We start from the raw sequence: 16,242 nt of genomic DNA on the forward strand, positions 1-16,242 counted from the left end.
AGGATGGCTACAGGGAGGATGTGAGGTGATGAGGCCAGAGCAGCAGCGAAAACGTCGTGGGGGCCGTGTGGAGCACTTTGAGCCTGCAGACGCGATCCCGGAACCAGACGAGGGGGAAGGTCAAGAGCGTCGCAACCTGCGCTGGTACGCCGTGCAGGTGGCCTCAGGCTGCGAGAACAAAGTGAAGAGCACCCTGATGCAACGGGCGGCTGCTTTGGATGTGGCGGATCAAATTGTCGAGGTGGTGATCCCGAAGCGGACGGGCTTCAAGCTGGATCGATCCGGCAAGCGCCAGGAGCAAGAGGAGAAGATTTTTCCCGGCTATGTCCTGGTGCGCATGGACATGAACGACGACACTTGGATGGTGGTGAAAACAACCCCCAATGTGATCAACTTTGTTGGCACCGAAGAAAAGCGGGCCTACGGTCGCGGTCGGGGGCATGTTACACCGCGTCCCCTCAGCCAAAGCGAAGTCCAGCGCATCTTCAGCAGCGTCGAGGTGGAGGAAGTGCCCCTCAAAATCGACATGGCCCCTGGGGATCGCATCGAGGTGCTATCCGGCCCCTTCCAGGGTTTCTACGGCGAGGTGGTGGAGGTCAGCCCAGAACGGGGCAAGCTCAAGGCGTTGATCTCGATTTTCGGGCGCGATACCCCGGTAGAATTAGAGTTTGGTCAAGTGCGAAAAGAGGTGTAACCGCGTTTCATGGCTAAGAAGTTGGTGGCCGTGGTCAAGTTGGCCATTCAGGCGGGCAAGGCCACCCCCGCTCCCCCCATTGGCCCAGCCTTGGGTCAACACGGGGTCAACATCATGGCCTTTTGTAAGGAGTACAACGCCAAGACGGCGGATCAGGCCGGGATGGTGGTGCCTGTTGAAATCTCCATCTTCGAGGATCGCAGCTTTACCTTCGTCCTCAAGACGCCGCCGGCTTCGGTGTTGATCAAGAAGGCTCTGGGCATTGAGTCCGGCTCCAGCGAGCCCCACAAAACCAAGGTGGGATCCCTGACGCGGGCTCAACTGCGCCAGATCGCCGAGCAGAAGCTGCCGGATTTGAATGCCCACGATGTGGAGGCGGCCATGAAAATTATTGCCGGAACTGCTCGCAGCATGGGGGTGACGGTGGTGGATTGATGGAGGGATCCCTTGCCCGGTCTGAGGTGTTCACGGTCTTGAAAAAGTTGTTCTAGCAAACCACTGTGGGGGAGAGAAGTTCTCGCCAGTACCCCGAGGAGAAACAATGGCTCGAAAGCTTTCCAAACGTATGCAGGCTTTGCGGGAGAAGGTGAAGCCCATTGCCTATGCTCCCGAAGCGGCTTTGGCCCTGATGAAAGAGACGGCCACCGCCAAATTTGAAGAGGCGGCAGAGGTTCACATCCGCCTGGGGATCGATCCCAAGTACGCCGACCAACAACTGCGCACCACCGTGGTCTTGCCCAGGGGCACCGGCCAAGAAATCCGAGTGGCGGTGATTGCCCGCGGCGAGAAAGTGGTGGAGGCCCAAAATGCAGGGGCGGATCGGGTTGGCTATGAAGACCTGATCGAGGAAATCAGCAAGGGCATGATGGATTTTGACCTTCTGATCGCCACCCCCGATGTGATGCCCCAGGTGGCTAAGCTGGGGCGGCTGTTGGGGCCGCGCGGCCTCATGCCCTCTCCCAAGGGGGGAACGGTAACCATGGATCTGGCCCAGGCGATCAAAGAGTTTAAAGCCGGCAAGCTGGAGTATCGGGCAGATCGCACCGGCATTGTGCATTTGATCTTCGGCAAGTGCAAGTTCCCCGTCGAAGCTCTGCTGGAGAACCTAAAGGCAGTGCAGGAGTCCATCGATCGCAACCGTCCCTCTGGAGCCAAGGGCAAGTATTGGCGAACCCTACACGTTTCTGCTACAATGGGGCCCTCGATTGAGGTTGATATCAATGCCCTGCGGGAGCTGAAGTCGGCGACCTAAGCCTGGCTTCGGCGCTGCGATGGGTTGAAAAGGGTTTGAGTGAGTGTAATTTGGAGGAGGATCCCGGCAGAACATCTTTCCCCAGTCGAATAGCAAGCCGAAGACAGCAGGTGCCCGCGGGCTTAATGTCCTGCCGAGGTTTGAGCGAAGTTCAAAGGGATCCCTTCTTGGATCGCTTTTGAGGGTGCGCTTATCTCCATGCGTCTCGGCTACGGCTGGGGCGCATTCTGTTTGGCAGAACCCAGATTCACCACCCGTTAACCCTGGGTGACCATTGACAACAAAGGAGGTGAGCGCATGGGCAAGCAACCTTTAGCGAAGAAAGCGGAGATCGTCGATAAAGTCCGATCCCTGCTGCAGGCCAGCCAAATGGTGCTGGTGATCGACTACAAGGGGCTGACCGTTGCGGAGATGGACCAACTGCGGGCAGAGCTGCGCAAGTCGGATTCGGTTTGCATGGTTGTTAAGAATACCCTGATGCGGCGAGCCATCGCCGACCAAAAAGCTTGGGCAGGGATCATTCCCTTTTTGGCGGGGCCGACGGCCTTTATCTTGATTCGGGGCGATATTTCAGCCGCCCTGAAGGCGTATCAAGATTTTGCCAAGCAAACCAAGAAAACCGAGTTCCGCGGTGCTGGCATTGAAGGGCTATCCCTGACCTTGGAGCAGGCCAAGGCCATCGCCGAGCTACCACCCAAGGAAGTGCTCATGGCCCAAGTGGCGGGCAGCCTCAAGTCGGTGGCCACCGGCCTGGCGGTCGGGCTCAATGCTGTGCCCACGCAAGTGGCGCGCGGTATCCACGAGATCCCAGCCTCTCTGGGGCGGGCCATCCGGGCCATTGCCGACAAGGAGGCTGCCTAAAGGGCTTCGGTTCATCAGCCCAAACCTATGTCATCCATTCCATTACCCCTTAAGGAGAAACCATCATGCCTTCAGAGCGCGTTGCAAAGATTTTGGAAGAGTTGAAAGCCTTGAGCTTGCTGGAAGCTTCCGAGCTGGTGAAAGCCATCGAGGAAACCTTTGGCGTCAGTGCAGCAGCCCCAGCCAGCGGCATGGTCATGGCAGCTCCTGTGGCAGCGGCGGCGGCAGCTCCGGCGGCAGCCCCTGAGCCGGTGGAAGAGCAAACTGCCTTTGATGTCATCCTCGAGGCTGTGCCAGCCGACAAGAAGATCGCCATCCTCAAGGTGGTGCGCGAGTTGACCGGCTTGGGTCTGAAGGATGCCAAAGATCTGGTCGAGGCGGCTCCCAAACCCGTCAAAGAAGGGGTTGCCAAAGAGGAAGCCAACGACATCAAGAAGAAGCTGGAAGAAGCCGGCGCTACCGTCAAGATCAAGTAGTTCCAGTTACGAGGAGAGCGCCTCTCCCTGCTCTGACGAGGAATCTAATCAAGACTCTCAAACCCAAGGGGGGCTGCTCCGGCCCCTCTTTTGGGTCTGCCCGACCATTGGCGTGGGTTCGGGATCCCTGCTCCGCCGCACTTCCACCTCTCCGTGGGCTTTCAAGAGGGCAGCCAGCTTGCGACGCATGATGATGCCGGGTTTATCCGTGAACATGTGCTGCTCCGCCTTGATATCGAGGGGAACGTCATAGTCGGTGCTTTCCAGAACCCGTTGATCCTCAAGGGTCACCTGCCGATCGAAGGCGATGATACTGATACATTTACGCTGAACACTGCTGAACATCACTGTTCAACTATGCAGCGATAGCATTCTGTTTGTTTCCATTCGCGTTAGCGGGACGGAGTCCAAACAGAATGGCGGTATCCCGCAAAGCTTTGAGTAGAATACCCAAAGCGCAGTTTCCGTGTCGTCTTACTACCAATTTTCTGCTTTGCTTTGGCTACCATGTTGGCAGACTCGAAAGTAAACAGAAAGATCAACTGGTAGTAATCCGTACTGAACATATTATACATTATTCTCAGTATAGTTGAGCTTATTATTGACTAGAGTCATGCTCTCAGCACTCACCTCTGCTTCTGAATCGTTGCGCAAACAGAATTGCACCACCTGCGAGGTTTGGTCGTCGATGGGGTAGCCGCTGTGAAAATGATGTGGATGAGGCCGTTGGGGTAGGTGATTTTGAGCTTGCGACCAAAAGGCATAAACCAGGTGCCCTCCAGGATACGCACTGTGCGATCCTCTGACAGTAGAAAAGTGTCAGTGGGCTTCTGTTGGCATGTGGCTGTGGGGAGAGGTGGAAAGGTGCAAAACGAATTGAACCCCAACCGAGATCTCCGTAACACAGGGATCCCGGCCCAACCTGCCGCAGAGCTCAGCTCTCTCGAACCAGAACCGGCTGCTGAGAGCCGGCCAAACCAACTGACGGATCCAGATCCTCGCCTCAGCCGTTCTCAACAAAAACGAGAGCAGGAACGCCGCTCCTTACCTTGCCGTCTGGGGCTGGCCAATGTGCTCTCGGCAGGGTTGCATTTCATCGCGTTGCATTTCATTGCGATGAGCTGGGTGGGTTGGCAGCCTAGGATCCGGGAAGAGGAGGAGATCCTCCCCTTTCAGTGGGTGGAGATGGCGGATGAGCCGCCCCCAGAGTCGCAGTGGATTGCGCCCGTCTCCGCCCGTGAGTCCGGTGTCTCTGAACCCTGGGACGATGTATCGGTGCGGCAGTCGCAAGTGCCCAGCCCAAGTGAAGAGGCCACTTCTGCGGCGGCACAGCCTTTGGTTACCTCAGCCGCAGGGAGTCCTGTCCCTGGGATCCTCCCCCCATCCCCAAGGGAGCTTGAGATGCCCCAACCCAACCGCGACTCTGCCTCTCCTCAGCAGCAGCCAAAGGCCAGGTTAGAAAATCTGTCAGCGGGTTTAGCAGCTCTGGAGCAGGCAGTTGCCGATCACAATTGGGCGGAGGCGCTACATCTGACGGAAGAATGGCTGGATCACTGGCCTCTGTCCTCTCCACAGCGCCAGCAACTGCAGGACTATCGTCAGCATCTGCAAAGCCTACTGGCTACCTCCTCGGCAGCAGCAGTGGAGACCAAATCGGCTCAGATCTCTCCTGCTCAATCCCTCAAGCCTCAACCCGAAAGAGCAGCAAGTTCTCCTGAGGTTTTGCCACAACCCTACCTGTCGGCTCCAGCGGATCCGCATCCAACTTTGCCCTCTCCAGAGCCGATCGCAGCCCCGTTGGAAGAGCCTTCTCCCACCTTGCCCCCGACTTTTCCTACCGGATCCCACAGCTCCGACTTCGGTCGCACCAGTGGGATCGAGTCCTCTCAGGCAGGCCCACCCAGCCTCAATGCCGTCGCCGATCCAGATTGGGGAGACTACTTGGCTCAATTTCAAGATTTCAAGAAAGGGTTCGCCAACACTGGATGGTACGGCGAGCATCCGGCTCCTACGTAACAGTGGTGCAGGTGCGTCTGGATCGACAGGGATCCTTGCGGGAACTGCGCCTGCAAACCCCCTCAGAAGATCCCCTGTTGGATGCAGCCGTGCTCAGTGCCATCCAGCGCTCAGCCCCCTTTGCTCCTTTGCCCGAGAGCTATGTTGGCGAAGAAGTAAACTACCCGACCCTGACTGCTTCGCAGTACAGAGAGGGCTTTTAGTAGCCCTGCAGTTAGTAAACTAACCACGGACCTCTGGGATGGTTTACAGCACCCCCAATCGACCGTTACCAGTGCCTTAAACAACCGTTTCTGGTGTCCGCATCATTACTATAGCACAGAATATATCCGCCTTTCATTCCGACCCTCCTGCTGTTGCAGAGAGTGCGGGGCTTCCCTGCAGGCTGGCCCAACCCAGATTCCGAGAAACTAACGTCAGAACCTCAGGCAAGGCCACAAGCCCTGTTCAGAGGGGTTCAGATTTCCGAGTGTCGGCAATGGCCTAGGCCATAGATTTGCGGCGGTTCCGCCGGACGGCCACCGCTTTGCGCTTGCGCTTTTCTAGGTTGGTTTCAAAGTGCCGATGGTTGCGCAAATCCCGCAAAATGCCCGCCTTAGAAACCTGACGCTTGAAGCGACGCAGCGCAGATTCGATCCCTTCGTTTTCGCCAATCGTCACTTGGGTCATAGGAAAGACATCTCCTCCGTCAATCAAATGGGTTTGGTTACAACAGGGATCCCTATCGTGACATACTCCCGACTCCGACTGCTGGCGGTACGGAGCGGGCTTCTCGCTTCATTGGGGAGCTAGTGCAAGAACCCTCCACGAGCAGACACGGGATGCCCCACCGCGTAGCTGTACCAGATTCCGGCAATGCCGTTTTGCACAGCCAGGTTGATTATAGAACAGGGGATGTCCGCCTTTCATTCCGACCCTCGTCCTACGGACAGAGGGCGGGGCTTCAAGGACTCCGTCCCGCTAGCGCGAACGGCGGCCTAGCTAAACGATCGCCACACCACTGCTTGCTGCCACAGTTCGTGTTCACTGCGCCCGGCTGCCAAAGTTGAGCCCCGCAACCACCTCACCTTCCCTCAAATTGACAACGAATGAAGCAGTTGTCCCGGTGGGGGGTGGAGGGGAGGGTGGTGCTGGAGTTGGGCTGGGGGCACTGCCGATTACCGATTGCACAAAACCGGCGAAGCTAGACACCCGCGTATACACCCCATAGAAATTGGGCTGGGCGCAGCCGATGCCAAAACTGGTGATTCCGGCCAGGGCAAAACCCGTGCCACTGGACACAATCAAAGGCCCACCGCTATCAGCCTGACACGTATCGACTCCTCCCTGGGGAAAGCCGGCGCAGAGCATAGTATCCAAAATGGTGCCATTGTAGGATTGGGGCGCGTTGCACACCGCATTGGAGACGATGGGAACGGTGGCCTGCTGCAAATCTCGGGGAAAGCCGCTGGGTTCTTGATCCAGGGCGCGGGGGAAGGTGGCTCCCCAGCCGAGGATGGTGGCGGCAGTGCCGGGGGCTGTCAGGTTGGTTTGGTTGGGCTGCACCAGCGGCAGGGTGGCCAAAGCTACTGGCCGAGAAAGGCGCACCAGGGCAATGTCGTTCCCCCCGAGTTTCCCCACCTGGGGGTTGTAGCCGGGGTTGAGGACAATTTGCGCGGCGCGAATGCGTTGACCGGCGCCGATTTGTAGGCGGTTGGTACCCAACAGCAGATCCAGATTTTGGGCACTCACTACCTGCTTGCCTTGTTCGTCGAAAAAACAATGGGCAGCGGTAACTACCCACTCCGGCGCGATCAGGGATCCGCCGCAAAACTGCGCTTGAAAAGGATCCGGCTCAGCCGCGTTCAGCAAGGCCACCATCCAGGGAAAGGCCCCTTCGGGAGCAGGTCTGCCGCCCACAATCCGCTCCAGCCCCAAGCCTGAGCGCGGCGTGGTGAAGATTCGCCCTGGGGGCAAAAGGGCGGTGACGCGGTAGGTGCCAGGGGGCAAGTTGGAGAAGCGAAAGTTACCGCTGGCATCGCTGACGGTGCTGGGCTCCCCCGGGTCGAGGCGGCCATTGCCGTTTAAGTCCAAAAACGTGGTAATGCCCGGCAGCCCCGGCTCCCCCGGATCCCGCAGCCCATTGCCGTTGAGATCGTCGAAATGGGATCCCTCAATTCGTCCTGTGGGAGGAGCTGAGACTGGGGGAAGCGGGCGACTGGAACCCCCGCCGCCACAGGCGCTTATGCTCAGGGCCAGACACAACCCCAGCGGAATAGACCAAGAGCGAGCCAAGCCCAAGGAGGAATGGGATCGCGAGAGATGAGGCATGGTCAGATTCTCCAAAGCCAGCCGGTTATGCCAGCCAAGGATATCCTACCGGCGAAGCCTAAGGATTGCGGAACCGGGAACGCTTCCCCCCGCGCCCGGCTCTTCCGATTTGCCCCAAGACCCAACGTGGCGATGCGCACTTTAGCCTCTTGCCGCCTGCGCAACTGGGCAGTAAAACCAGGGTGGGAGGGTGTGTGGCAGATGAATATCGCGGTCTTGGGGTTCAAAGGGGGCGTGGGCAAAACCACCACGGCGGTACACCTGGCCCTCTACCTTCAGCAAAAACAAGGGGCAGCCCCTTTGGGTGGGTCGGGGATGGCCCTGTTGATCGATGCCGATCCCAATCGCTCGGCCTCTCGCTGGGCAGAACGGGGATCATCCTTTCCTATCAAGGTATTGGCCGGGGATCCCACCACTCCCGCGCCCACAGGCTTTCAGCACACGGTGATCGACACCCCTGCCCGTCCCACCTCGGAACAGTTACCAAAAAACTGGGTCTAAAGCCCCGCCCTAAGGCCTACGGCCCGCTGACGCGACCAGGGCGGCTTTTATCTTGCTAACCTGCGCTAGAGTGGGCCCATGCGCGTCCTCGAAGCCAAGCTCCTCAACGGCACAGCCCAGCAGTACCAAGCCCTGGATGAGGCCATTCGTACTGCCCAGTTTGTGCGCAACAAGTGCCTGCGCCACTGGATGGATCATCAGGGGGTGAACAGGGCCACGTTGTACTCCCTCTGCAAGGACTTGGCTCAGGAGTTCCCCTTCGCCCAGAAGCTGAACTCTCAGGCCCGGCAGGCTAGTGCGGAGCGAGCCTGGTCTGCCATCTCCAACTTCTATCGCCGCTGCAAGGAGAAGGCGGCTCGGAAGGGCCATCCAAGGTTCCAGAAGCACTGTCGCTCCGTGGAGTACAAGCAGTCTGGCTGGAAGCTCTCCCAGGATGGGATGTCTATCACCTTCACGGACGGCTTCCAGGCGGGCACCTTTGCCCTGTACTGCAACAGCGAGGCGCGGCGGGACATCCTCACCCTGAAAATCAATCGGGTGCGGGTAGTGCGGAGAGCCGATGGCTACTACGCCCAGTTCTGCCTGGACGTGGAGCGTCGGGAGAAGGTGGGCTACACCGGCGAGGTGGTGGGGCTGGATGTGGGCTTGATGCACTTCTACACCGACAGCCACGGCCACAAGGTAGAGTGCCCAAAGTTCTTGCGTCGTGCCGAAAGGAGGTTGAAGCGAGAGCAGCGCAGACTGAGCCGGAAGTTTCGGAAAGGGGCTAAACCCCAATCTAAGAACTACCACAAGCAGAGGAAGCGGCTGGGCAAGGTACACCTGAAGGTTCAACGCCAGCGTAGAGACTGGGCTGTGAAGCTGGCCCGGTGCGTAGTGGCGTCTAACGACGTCGTGGCGTATGAGGACTTACAGGTGCGTAACTTGGCGCAGAATCGCCACTTAGCCAAGTCGATTCACGACGCGAGTTGGAGTTTATTCACCGGGTGGCTCGACTACTACGGGAAGGTCTTCAACAAGGTGGTGGTGGCCGTGCCGCCGCAGTACACCAGTCAGGACTGCTCTCAGTGTGGCTGCCGAGTGAAGAAGACGCTGTCCACTCGTACCCACCGCTGCCCTCAGTGTGGGGTGGTGATTGACCGTGATGAGAACGCGGCCATCAACATCCTGCGCAAGGGGCTGGAGCTGTTGGGTGAGGAGTGGAACAACGGTACCTTTGGGCAAAAGGGAACCGCCCCGAAAGGGGAAACGCCTGGGGAGATGAGCACCGCTGCTGTGGAGGGGCAACCTGACACGGTAAGTGCTGTCGCAGAACCAGGAACCAGAATCCTCTGTCTTTAGGCAGGGGAGTATGTCAAATCCCCAAAGAGACTCACCGAGCCGTGAAGCGCATCCTGTTGGAATCGGATCAAGATCTTTCGGAGCTGATCGAGGCGCTGCTCAGCCAGTGGCTGCGTTCTCAGTCGGGAAAGGTTTGAAACCAAAATCTGGGGAAGGGGGGCATCGCGGACCCCACAGCCGCATAGGATCCCGCTGTCGGGGATCGGAGGGAGCCCACAGATTCCAGTTGAGAGCCAGATAGGAATAAGATGAAGGGGCGTGAGGCAGGGATCCCCGAACGCGAGGTGGAGCCGTTCGCAATAGCGGGACGGAGTCCTTGGGCAAGTTGCGCGAGGGGAAGTCTGCGTTGGGAGGACGTCACGCTCTTTCAGGGGTAAAGGGATCCTTTATGCAAGCCATCACCTTGCTCGGCTCCACCGGCTCGATTGGCACCCAAACTCTGGACTTGGTGGCCCAGTATCCAGAGCGTTTTCAGGTTGTTGGCCTGACCAGCTACAGCAACGTCGCCCTCTTGGCCGAGCAGGTACGGCGGTTTCGGCCCCAGATGGTTGCCATTGGCCGGGAAGAACTGCTGCCGGAGCTGCGGTCGCTGCTGACCGGGATCCGACCGCTGCCGGAGTTGGTGGCCGGAACGGAGGGGCTGTGTCAGGTGGCGGCTCACCCGGCGGCCCAGCGGGTGGTGACGGGGATCGTCGGCTGCGCCGGTTTGTTGCCAACCCTGGCGGCCATCCGTGCCGGCAAAGACATTGCCCTGGCCAACAAAGAAACCCTGGTGGCAGGGGGGCCGGTGGTGCTGCCCTTGGTGCGGCAGTACGGGGTGAACCTGATCCCCGTCGACTCTGAGCATTCGGCCATTTTCCAGTGTTTACAGGGGGTGCCCGCGGGATCCCTGCGAAGAATCCTGTTGACTGCCTCGGGTGGCGCCTTTCGGGATTGGCCTGCCGAAAAATTGGATCAGGTCACCCTGGCCGATGCCCTCAAGCATCCCAATTGGGTGATGGGGCGCAAAATCACCATCGACTCGGCTACCCTAATGAACAAGGGCCTGGAGGTGATCGAGGCCCACTGGCTCTTCGGCCTGGACTACGACCACATCGACATCCTCATCCACCCGCAGAGCATTGTCCACTCCCTGATCGAGCTGGCCGATACCTCGGTTCTGGCCCAGTTGGGCTGGCCGGACATGCACCTGCCCATCCTCTACGGCCTCAGTTGGCCGGAACGCCTGGCCACCCCCTGGGATCCCCTCGATTTGGTCAAGCTGGGATCCCTCACCTTTAAGGCCCCGGATCACCGCAAGTATCCTTGCATGGAGTTGGCCTATGCCGCTGGACGGAGGGGGGGAACGCTGCCGGCAGTGTTGAATGCGGCCAACGAAGCGGCGGTGGCCCTGTTCTTGCAGGAGCGCATCCGTTTTTTGGATATTCCCCGTCTCTTGGAGCGGGTTTGTGAGCGGCATCAAGTCATTGCCGATCCCAGCCTGGAGGATATTTTGCAGGCGGATGCCTGGGCGCGGCGGGAAACAGCGCAATTGGCCCAGCAAGCTCCGGCTCAGGTTCTGGCCTGATCCCTACCGGGGGGATCTGGCTGAGCGCTAGAGTGGGAGAGGATGCAGGGAGCAAGTGAGTGACCGGATCCCATCTCCGACAATTGGCCCATTATCTGCGCCCCTATCGACGACAGGTGGGGTTGGGCATTGGATCCCTGCTCTTGGTCAATGGCCTGGGGGTGTTCCTGCCCTGGTACGTCAAGCTGGTCATCGATGACCTCAGCCAGAACCTGGCCACTTTGTCGGCCCGGCGCATTGCCCTTTACGCCTTGACGGTGCTGGTCGTCTCCAGCCTGATGATGGGCATTCGCATTGCCTCGCGGGTGTGGATGTTTGGGGTGGGACGGCAGGTGGAGTTTCACCTCAAGCAAGCCATCTTCGAGCATTTGCTCACCCTGCAGCCTTCCTACTTTGCCCAGCAGACCATTGGGGACATTCTCACCCGCATCACCAGCGATGTGGAAAACATCCGCCGCCTGTTGGGCTTTGCCCTACTCAATTTGGCCAACACGATCTTTGCCTATGCCACCACTCTGCCCGCCATGTTTGGCATTGAGCCCCGCCTCAGCGCACTGGCCCTATCGGTGTTTCCGGTGATGTTGGTGCTGGTGAAGTTGAGCAGCAACCGCCTGCAGCAGGAGCAGCTCCAGGTGCAGCAGGAGTTGGCGGATCTGAGCGATCTCATTCAAGAGGACCTGAACGGCATTGCCCTGATCAAGGTGTACAGCCAGGAACAGCACGAGCAGCGGGGGTTTCGCCGCCAGAACCAGCGGCTGCTGCAGGCCAATTTGCGCTTGGCCCTCACTCGCAACTTGCTTTTCCCTTCTTTGGTGGCGCTGGTCAGCCTAAGCTTGTTGCTGCTGCTGGCGGTGGGGGGGCCGCAGATTGCGGCAGGGACGCTGACCATCGGGGATTTTTCGGCCCTCACCCTCTACGTGGAACGGTTGGTATTTCCCACCGCCCTGCTGGGCTTCACCATCACGGCCTACCAGCGGGGGCAGGTCAGCTTGGAGCGGATCGATGCTCTGTTGGGGGTAGAACCCACCATCCGAGACGCCCCAGGCGCTTTGCCGTTGCCTCTGGAGAGGGTGCAGGGTCGCCTCGAGGCCAGAGGTCTCGCGTTTGCCTTCGCCGGCCCTGCGGCAGCTCCGGCTCTAGAGGATTTGCACTTTTGCATAGAACCGGGCCAGATGGTGGCGGTGGTGGGGCCGATTGGGGCGGGCAAGTCCACTCTGGCCAATGCCTTGCCTCGGCTGCTGGAGATCCAGCCGGGGCAACTGTTTTTGGATGGGCGGGATATCACCCGTCTGCAACTGGGATCCCTGCGCCGGGCCATTGCCTATGTGCCCCAGGAGAGCTTCCTGTTCAGCGCCACGGTCCGGGATAACATTCGCTACGGCAAGCCAGATGCCGAAGATTGGGAGGTGGAATGGGCTGCCAAAGCCGCCCACATCCACGCCGAGATCCTCAACTTCCCCAACGGCTACGACACTCTGGTGGGAGAGCGGGGCATCACCCTCTCCGGTGGCCAGCGACAGCGGGTGGCCTTGGCCCGGGCTTTGCTGGTGGATGCTCCCATCTTGATCCTGGATGACTCTCTCTCCAGTGTGGACAATCAGACGGCTCAGGCCATTCTTCGCCATCTGCGTCGGGTCACGGCCCAGAAAACGGTGATCTTCATCACCCATCGCCTCACGGCTGCGGTGGAAGCCGATCAGATTTGGGTGATGGACCAGGGCCGCCTTGTGCAGAAGGGATCCCATGCCGAATTGCTGGCGGACGAGAAGGGCCTCTACGCTTCTCTGTGGGCCAAGCAAAAGCTGGAGGAAGCCCTGGCCTAATTTGACGGCGGCAATCCCTGGCCGCTACCCTAACCGGCAAAGCTGTGGGGAGTGGCAACGATGGAAACTGCTGGGATCACTTTGTCCAAATTGCTCCACCAAGCTGGGATCCAGCCTCAATTGGCCCAGGGATCCCTGGAGGGGGTGCAGGTCTGGGGCCTCTGTGCCGACTCTCGCCAGGTACAGCCGGGGGATCTCTTCTTGGGGATGCCGGGATCCCGCGTGGATGGAGGTAGCTTCGTGGCCCAAGCCCTGGCGGCAGGGGCAGTGGCGGCCCTCATTTCCCAAGAGGCGTGGGAGAGCGTCAGCGGAGAGGCTGGATGGGGAAGTCAGCCCGTCCTGGTTTTGCCTCGCGCCAGCCTGAACAGGGCCGTGGCCCAGGTGGCGGCAGCTTTCTATGGGTTTCCCGCCCGCCAACTGACCTTGGTGGGGGTGACGGGCACCAATGGCAAAACCACCACCACCCATCTCATTGAACATTTGGTGCAGGCTGCCGGTCGCTCCACCGCTTTGCTGGGCACTCTGTACAACCGCTGGCCTGGCTATAGCGAAGTGGCCTCCCACACCACCCTTTTTCCGCCTGAACTGCAGCGCAGCCTCAGGGAAGCCCAGAGAGCCGGGGCGGAGGTGGCGGTGATGGAGGTGAGCTCCCATGCTCTCGCTCAAGATCGGGTGTGGGGATGTTCCTTTGCCGCTGCCGTCTGGACCAACCTTACCCAGGATCACCTGGATTTCCACGGCAGCATGGAGAACTACTGGCAGGCCAAAGCCACCCTCTTCCGACAGGAATATCTCCAAGGGCGGGCGGTGATCAACGCCGACGATGCTGGGGGACGGCGGCTCTTGCAAGCCATTCGGCCCGATCTGCAGCCCTGGGCCTACTCGCTGCAGCCTCTGGAAGGGATCCCCGGCCTCTGGCCCGGCCAAGTTCAACTGCGCCCCACCGGCCTGAGCGCGACCCTGCACACCCCTGCGGGCACGTTTGCCGTGGAGGCCCCCCTGGTGGGATCCTTCAACCTGGCCAACCTGCTGGCGGCGGTGGGGGTAGCCCTGCACTTGGGGATCCCTGTCGAGATCATCCAGTCGGCCCTGCCCCACTTTCCGGGCGTACCGGGGCGGGTGGAGCGGGTGACCCTGCCGGGGCAGGATATCGCGGTGATTGTGGACTACGCCCACACCCCCGACGGCCTGGAAAACCTGCTCAAGGCCCTGCGCTCCCAGGTGCAAGGGCAACTTATCTGCGTCTTTGGCTGTGGCGGGGATCGGGATCGGGGCAAACGACCGCAGATGGGCCGCATTGCCGCCACCTGGGCCGATCAGGTGATCGTTACCTCCGACAACCCCCGCACCGAAGATCCCCAGCAGATCCTACGGGATATTTTGGCCGGGATCCCTGGATCCCCCAGGGCGGTGGAGGTGGATCGGCGGCAGGCCATTCGCCTGGCCATCCTCGCAGCCCAGCCAGGGGATACGGTGGTCATTGCCGGCAAAGGCCATGAGGACTACCAGATCCTGGGCACCGAGAAGATTCACTTCGACGACCGAGAAGAAGCCCGCGCCGCCCTGGCCCTGAGGGAAAAAAGCCGGGGGTGAGGCTAACGGGAGCGGTGCTGCAGCATCAGCTCCACGAACTCGCGGAAGAGGTGATCGGCGTCGTGGGGGCCGGGGCTGGCCTCCGGGTGATACTGCACAGAAAACAGGGGCAGGTGACGGTGGCGGATCCCGGCCACGGTACGGTCATTCAAGTTGAGGTAGGTGATTACCACCCCATCGGCGGGGATCGAAGCGGCATCCACCGCAAACCCGTGGTTTTGGCTGGTGATCTCCACTTGCTTCTCCAGCCCACAGGGATGGTTTAGGCCGCGGTGGCCAAACTTGAGCTTGTAGGTGGATCCCCCTAGGGCCAAACTGAGAATCTGATGGCCCAGGCAGATCCCAAATAGGGGCTTCCCGGTTTGCAGCAGCGCTTGCGTGGTGCGGATGGCAGTCGTCTCAGTGGCGGGATCCCCTGGCCCATTGGAGAGGAAGATCCCATCGGGGTTGTAACTCAAAATCTGCTCCGGGCTGGCATTGGCCGGCAACACCATCACCCGACAGCCATAGCGGGTAAGGCGGCGCAGAATGTTGCGCTTAACGCCGAAATCCAAGGCCACCACCCGCAGGGGCGGCTCCGGGATCGGGATCCCTTGGCTGCGGCCATAGTCCCAATCGGCAGGCGTAGGCTCCAGCCACTCGTAGGGTTGGGGAGTAGTAACTTCCGCCACCAGGCTCAACCCCTGCATGGAAGGAGCCTGGCGCACCCGCTCCAACAAAACCTGGGGATCCAAAGTCTCCGTGGAAAGGGCCCCGTTCATCACCCCCTGGGAGCGCAGCCGCCGTGCCAAAGCCCGCGTATCTACCCCAGCAATGGCCGGGATCCCATATCGTTGCAGGTATTCGGGGAGGGTGGAAGTAGCCCGCCAGGAGCTGGCCAAGCGCGATACATTGCGGGCAATCACCCCCGCGACTTGGGGCCGAGCCGATTCTTCGTCCAGCTCATTGACTCCGGTGTTTCCCAGCTCCGGACAGGTGAAGGTAACCATCTGCCCCCGGTAGCTAGGGTCGGTGATCACCTCCTGGTAGCCGGTCATGCCCGTGTTAAACACCACCTCGCCCACCGCCGTGCCCGGCGCCCCAAAAGACCAACCGGCAAAGGAAGTGCCATCCGCCAGCACCAGCAAAGCAGGCTGACGAGCCTGCCAAGGGAAAGTTTTTTCCTGAGGGATCAGGGAAGGAGAAGCCATGCTCCACCCAAAAACATCGGCCTGACCATCCTACCCTCTTTCAAGAAGGTTGCAAGCCTGGCTAGTCTTCCGCATCTGCTCCGCCCGCACAAGCCGGGTCGTTGTCCTTGCGGATGGTGCCTATCAAGGTGCTCACCACCACGCAGCGGTTTTCGCCCTGGGAGTAGGTGCTGCTAACTACAAAGCGACCCAGTTGACGGGCGCGGCCATCGGATTCAAAAACCGCCCTTTCGTCATTGAAGGTGTTGGCCACAGTTACAAAATTGTTCAGGCGTAGCCGCTGACAGGGGGTAGGTTCATCGCAGAGGCCCTCCTCATCCTGGATAACCAGAGTCGGCACGTTTGGCTCTGAATTGTCCACCCCCACCACCCAAGCTCGGCCCAGGAGAGAGGCTCTGGCGTTGGTGCGGGCGGTGCGCAAAGCCCGCTCTACCTTGTTTTGCGCATCATCAAGCTGGATCCGCGCCCAGATGTTGATCCCAGAGGGAACGGCCAGCACAGCCAGGATGCCGATGATGACCACCACCGCTAGGACTTCTGTCAGCGTAAAGCCCCGGGATCGAAAAGGCTGAGCTCGGCCAATTGCTTTTTTCTCCAAGGCCAACATGGTGGACATTC

General features: G+C 60.0%; 16 protein-coding genes, 1 pseudogene and 1 other annotated feature. Of the genes and pseudogenes, 12 read left to right on the forward strand and 5 right to left on the reverse strand.

Annotated features, from left to right (window positions below; translation table 11 throughout):
• The first annotated feature begins 28 nt into the window (after positions 1-28).
• The 5 genes from nusG to rplL all read left to right on the forward strand — a co-directional run bounded on the left by nusG (position 29) and on the right by rplL (position 3,283).
• Positions 29-694 (forward strand): transcription termination/antitermination protein NusG, encoded by a 666-nt coding sequence (gene nusG, locus ACVWZU_RS01570; RefSeq protein WP_011432848.1) that lies wholly within the window; start codon positions 29-31, stop codon positions 692-694.
• A gap of 9 nt (positions 695-703) precedes the next feature.
• Positions 704-1,129, forward strand: a complete 426-nt coding sequence (gene rplK / locus ACVWZU_RS01575) for a 50S ribosomal protein L11 (RefSeq protein WP_011432849.1) — start codon at positions 704-706, stop codon at positions 1,127-1,129.
• A gap of 106 nt (positions 1,130-1,235) precedes the next feature.
• On the forward strand, positions 1,236-1,946 hold the full coding sequence (gene rplA / locus ACVWZU_RS01580; RefSeq protein WP_457443001.1) for a 50S ribosomal protein L1: 711 nt from the start codon (positions 1,236-1,238) through the stop codon (positions 1,944-1,946).
• A 79-nt stretch (positions 1,947-2,025) separates the two neighbouring features.
• Positions 2,026-2,185, forward strand: a sequence feature (ribosomal protein L10 leader region).
• A gap of 58 nt (positions 2,186-2,243) precedes the next feature.
• Complete coding sequence (gene rplJ, locus ACVWZU_RS01585) at positions 2,244-2,807, forward strand: 50S ribosomal protein L10 (protein ID WP_011432851.1); 564 nt, start codon at positions 2,244-2,246, stop codon at positions 2,805-2,807.
• A gap of 65 nt (positions 2,808-2,872) precedes the next feature.
• Positions 2,873-3,283 carry a 50S ribosomal protein L7/L12 gene (rplL, locus tag ACVWZU_RS01590; RefSeq protein WP_457443003.1) on the forward strand — a complete coding sequence of 137 codons (411 nt, stop codon included), beginning with the start codon at positions 2,873-2,875 and terminating at the stop codon, positions 3,281-3,283.
• A 57-nt stretch (positions 3,284-3,340) separates the two neighbouring features.
• Here the strand turns inward: rplL and ACVWZU_RS01595 are convergent.
• Positions 3,341-3,598, reverse strand: a pseudogene (locus ACVWZU_RS01595) (hypothetical protein); the annotation flags it as partial.
• A gap of 549 nt (positions 3,599-4,147) precedes the next feature.
• Between ACVWZU_RS01595 and ACVWZU_RS01600 the strand changes: the two are divergent.
• Positions 4,148-5,299: a hypothetical protein gene (locus ACVWZU_RS01600; RefSeq protein WP_457443004.1), complete on the forward strand. Its 1,152-nt coding sequence runs from the start codon at positions 4,148-4,150 to the stop codon at positions 5,297-5,299.
• Positions 5,269-5,502: a TonB family protein gene (locus ACVWZU_RS01605; protein WP_457443006.1), complete on the forward strand. Its 234-nt coding sequence runs from the start codon at positions 5,269-5,271 to the stop codon at positions 5,500-5,502. The genes ACVWZU_RS01600 and ACVWZU_RS01605 overlap by 31 nt, the downstream gene beginning before the upstream one ends.
• Before the next feature lie 280 nt (positions 5,503-5,782).
• Here ACVWZU_RS01605 and rpsU read toward each other — a convergent pair whose 3' ends face one another.
• Both rpsU and ACVWZU_RS01615 read right to left on the reverse strand, forming a co-directional pair.
• Positions 5,783-5,968, reverse strand: coding sequence for a 30S ribosomal protein S21 (gene rpsU, locus ACVWZU_RS01610; protein WP_011432857.1), 186 nt, complete (start codon positions 5,966-5,968; stop codon positions 5,783-5,785).
• Between the two features lie 354 nt (positions 5,969-6,322).
• Positions 6,323-7,609, reverse strand: coding sequence for a trypsin-like serine protease (locus tag ACVWZU_RS01615; RefSeq protein WP_457384909.1), 1,287 nt, complete (start codon positions 7,607-7,609; stop codon positions 6,323-6,325).
• Between the two features lie 201 nt (positions 7,610-7,810).
• Between ACVWZU_RS01615 and ACVWZU_RS01620 the strand changes: the two genes are divergently transcribed.
• The 5 genes from ACVWZU_RS01620 to ACVWZU_RS01640 all read left to right on the forward strand — a co-directional run bounded on the left by ACVWZU_RS01620 (position 7,811) and on the right by ACVWZU_RS01640 (position 14,434).
• Entirely contained in the window at positions 7,811-8,110 is a 300-nt protein-coding gene (locus ACVWZU_RS01620; protein ID WP_457443008.1) for a nucleotide-binding protein, read from the forward strand.
• A 78-nt stretch (positions 8,111-8,188) separates the two neighbouring features.
• Positions 8,189-9,451 carry an RNA-guided endonuclease InsQ/TnpB family protein gene (locus ACVWZU_RS01625; protein WP_457443010.1) on the forward strand — a complete coding sequence of 421 codons (1,263 nt, stop codon included), beginning with the start codon at positions 8,189-8,191 and terminating at the stop codon, positions 9,449-9,451.
• Positions 9,452-9,839: 388 nt separating this feature from the next.
• On the forward strand, positions 9,840-11,018 hold the full coding sequence (locus ACVWZU_RS01630) for a 1-deoxy-D-xylulose-5-phosphate reductoisomerase (protein ID WP_414350389.1): 1,179 nt from the start codon (positions 9,840-9,842) through the stop codon (positions 11,016-11,018).
• A 59-nt stretch (positions 11,019-11,077) separates the two neighbouring features.
• The gene (locus ACVWZU_RS01635; protein ID WP_457443012.1) at positions 11,078-12,841 is read left to right on the forward strand and encodes an ABC transporter ATP-binding protein; all 1,764 of its coding nucleotides are present in this window, start codon (positions 11,078-11,080) and stop codon (positions 12,839-12,841) included.
• A gap of 60 nt (positions 12,842-12,901) precedes the next feature.
• Positions 12,902-14,434, forward strand: coding sequence for a UDP-N-acetylmuramoyl-L-alanyl-D-glutamate--2,6-diaminopimelate ligase (locus tag ACVWZU_RS01640; protein WP_457443014.1), 1,533 nt, complete (start codon positions 12,902-12,904; stop codon positions 14,432-14,434).
• A gap of 2 nt (positions 14,435-14,436) precedes the next feature.
• Here the strand turns inward: ACVWZU_RS01640 and carA are convergent, their stop codons facing one another.
• A complete protein-coding gene (gene carA / locus ACVWZU_RS01645; protein ID WP_457443016.1) occupies positions 14,437-15,624 on the reverse strand; it encodes a glutamine-hydrolyzing carbamoyl-phosphate synthase small subunit in 1,188 nt (395 codons plus the stop codon).
• Positions 15,625-15,685: 61 nt separating this feature from the next.
• Positions 15,686-16,240: a pilus assembly FimT family protein gene (locus tag ACVWZU_RS01650; RefSeq protein ID WP_457443018.1), complete on the reverse strand. Its 555-nt coding sequence runs from the start codon at positions 16,238-16,240 to the stop codon at positions 15,686-15,688.
• Positions 16,241-16,242: the final 2 nt, after the last annotated feature.

The organism is Thermostichus sp. MS-CIW-26 (genome assembly GCF_054059115.1).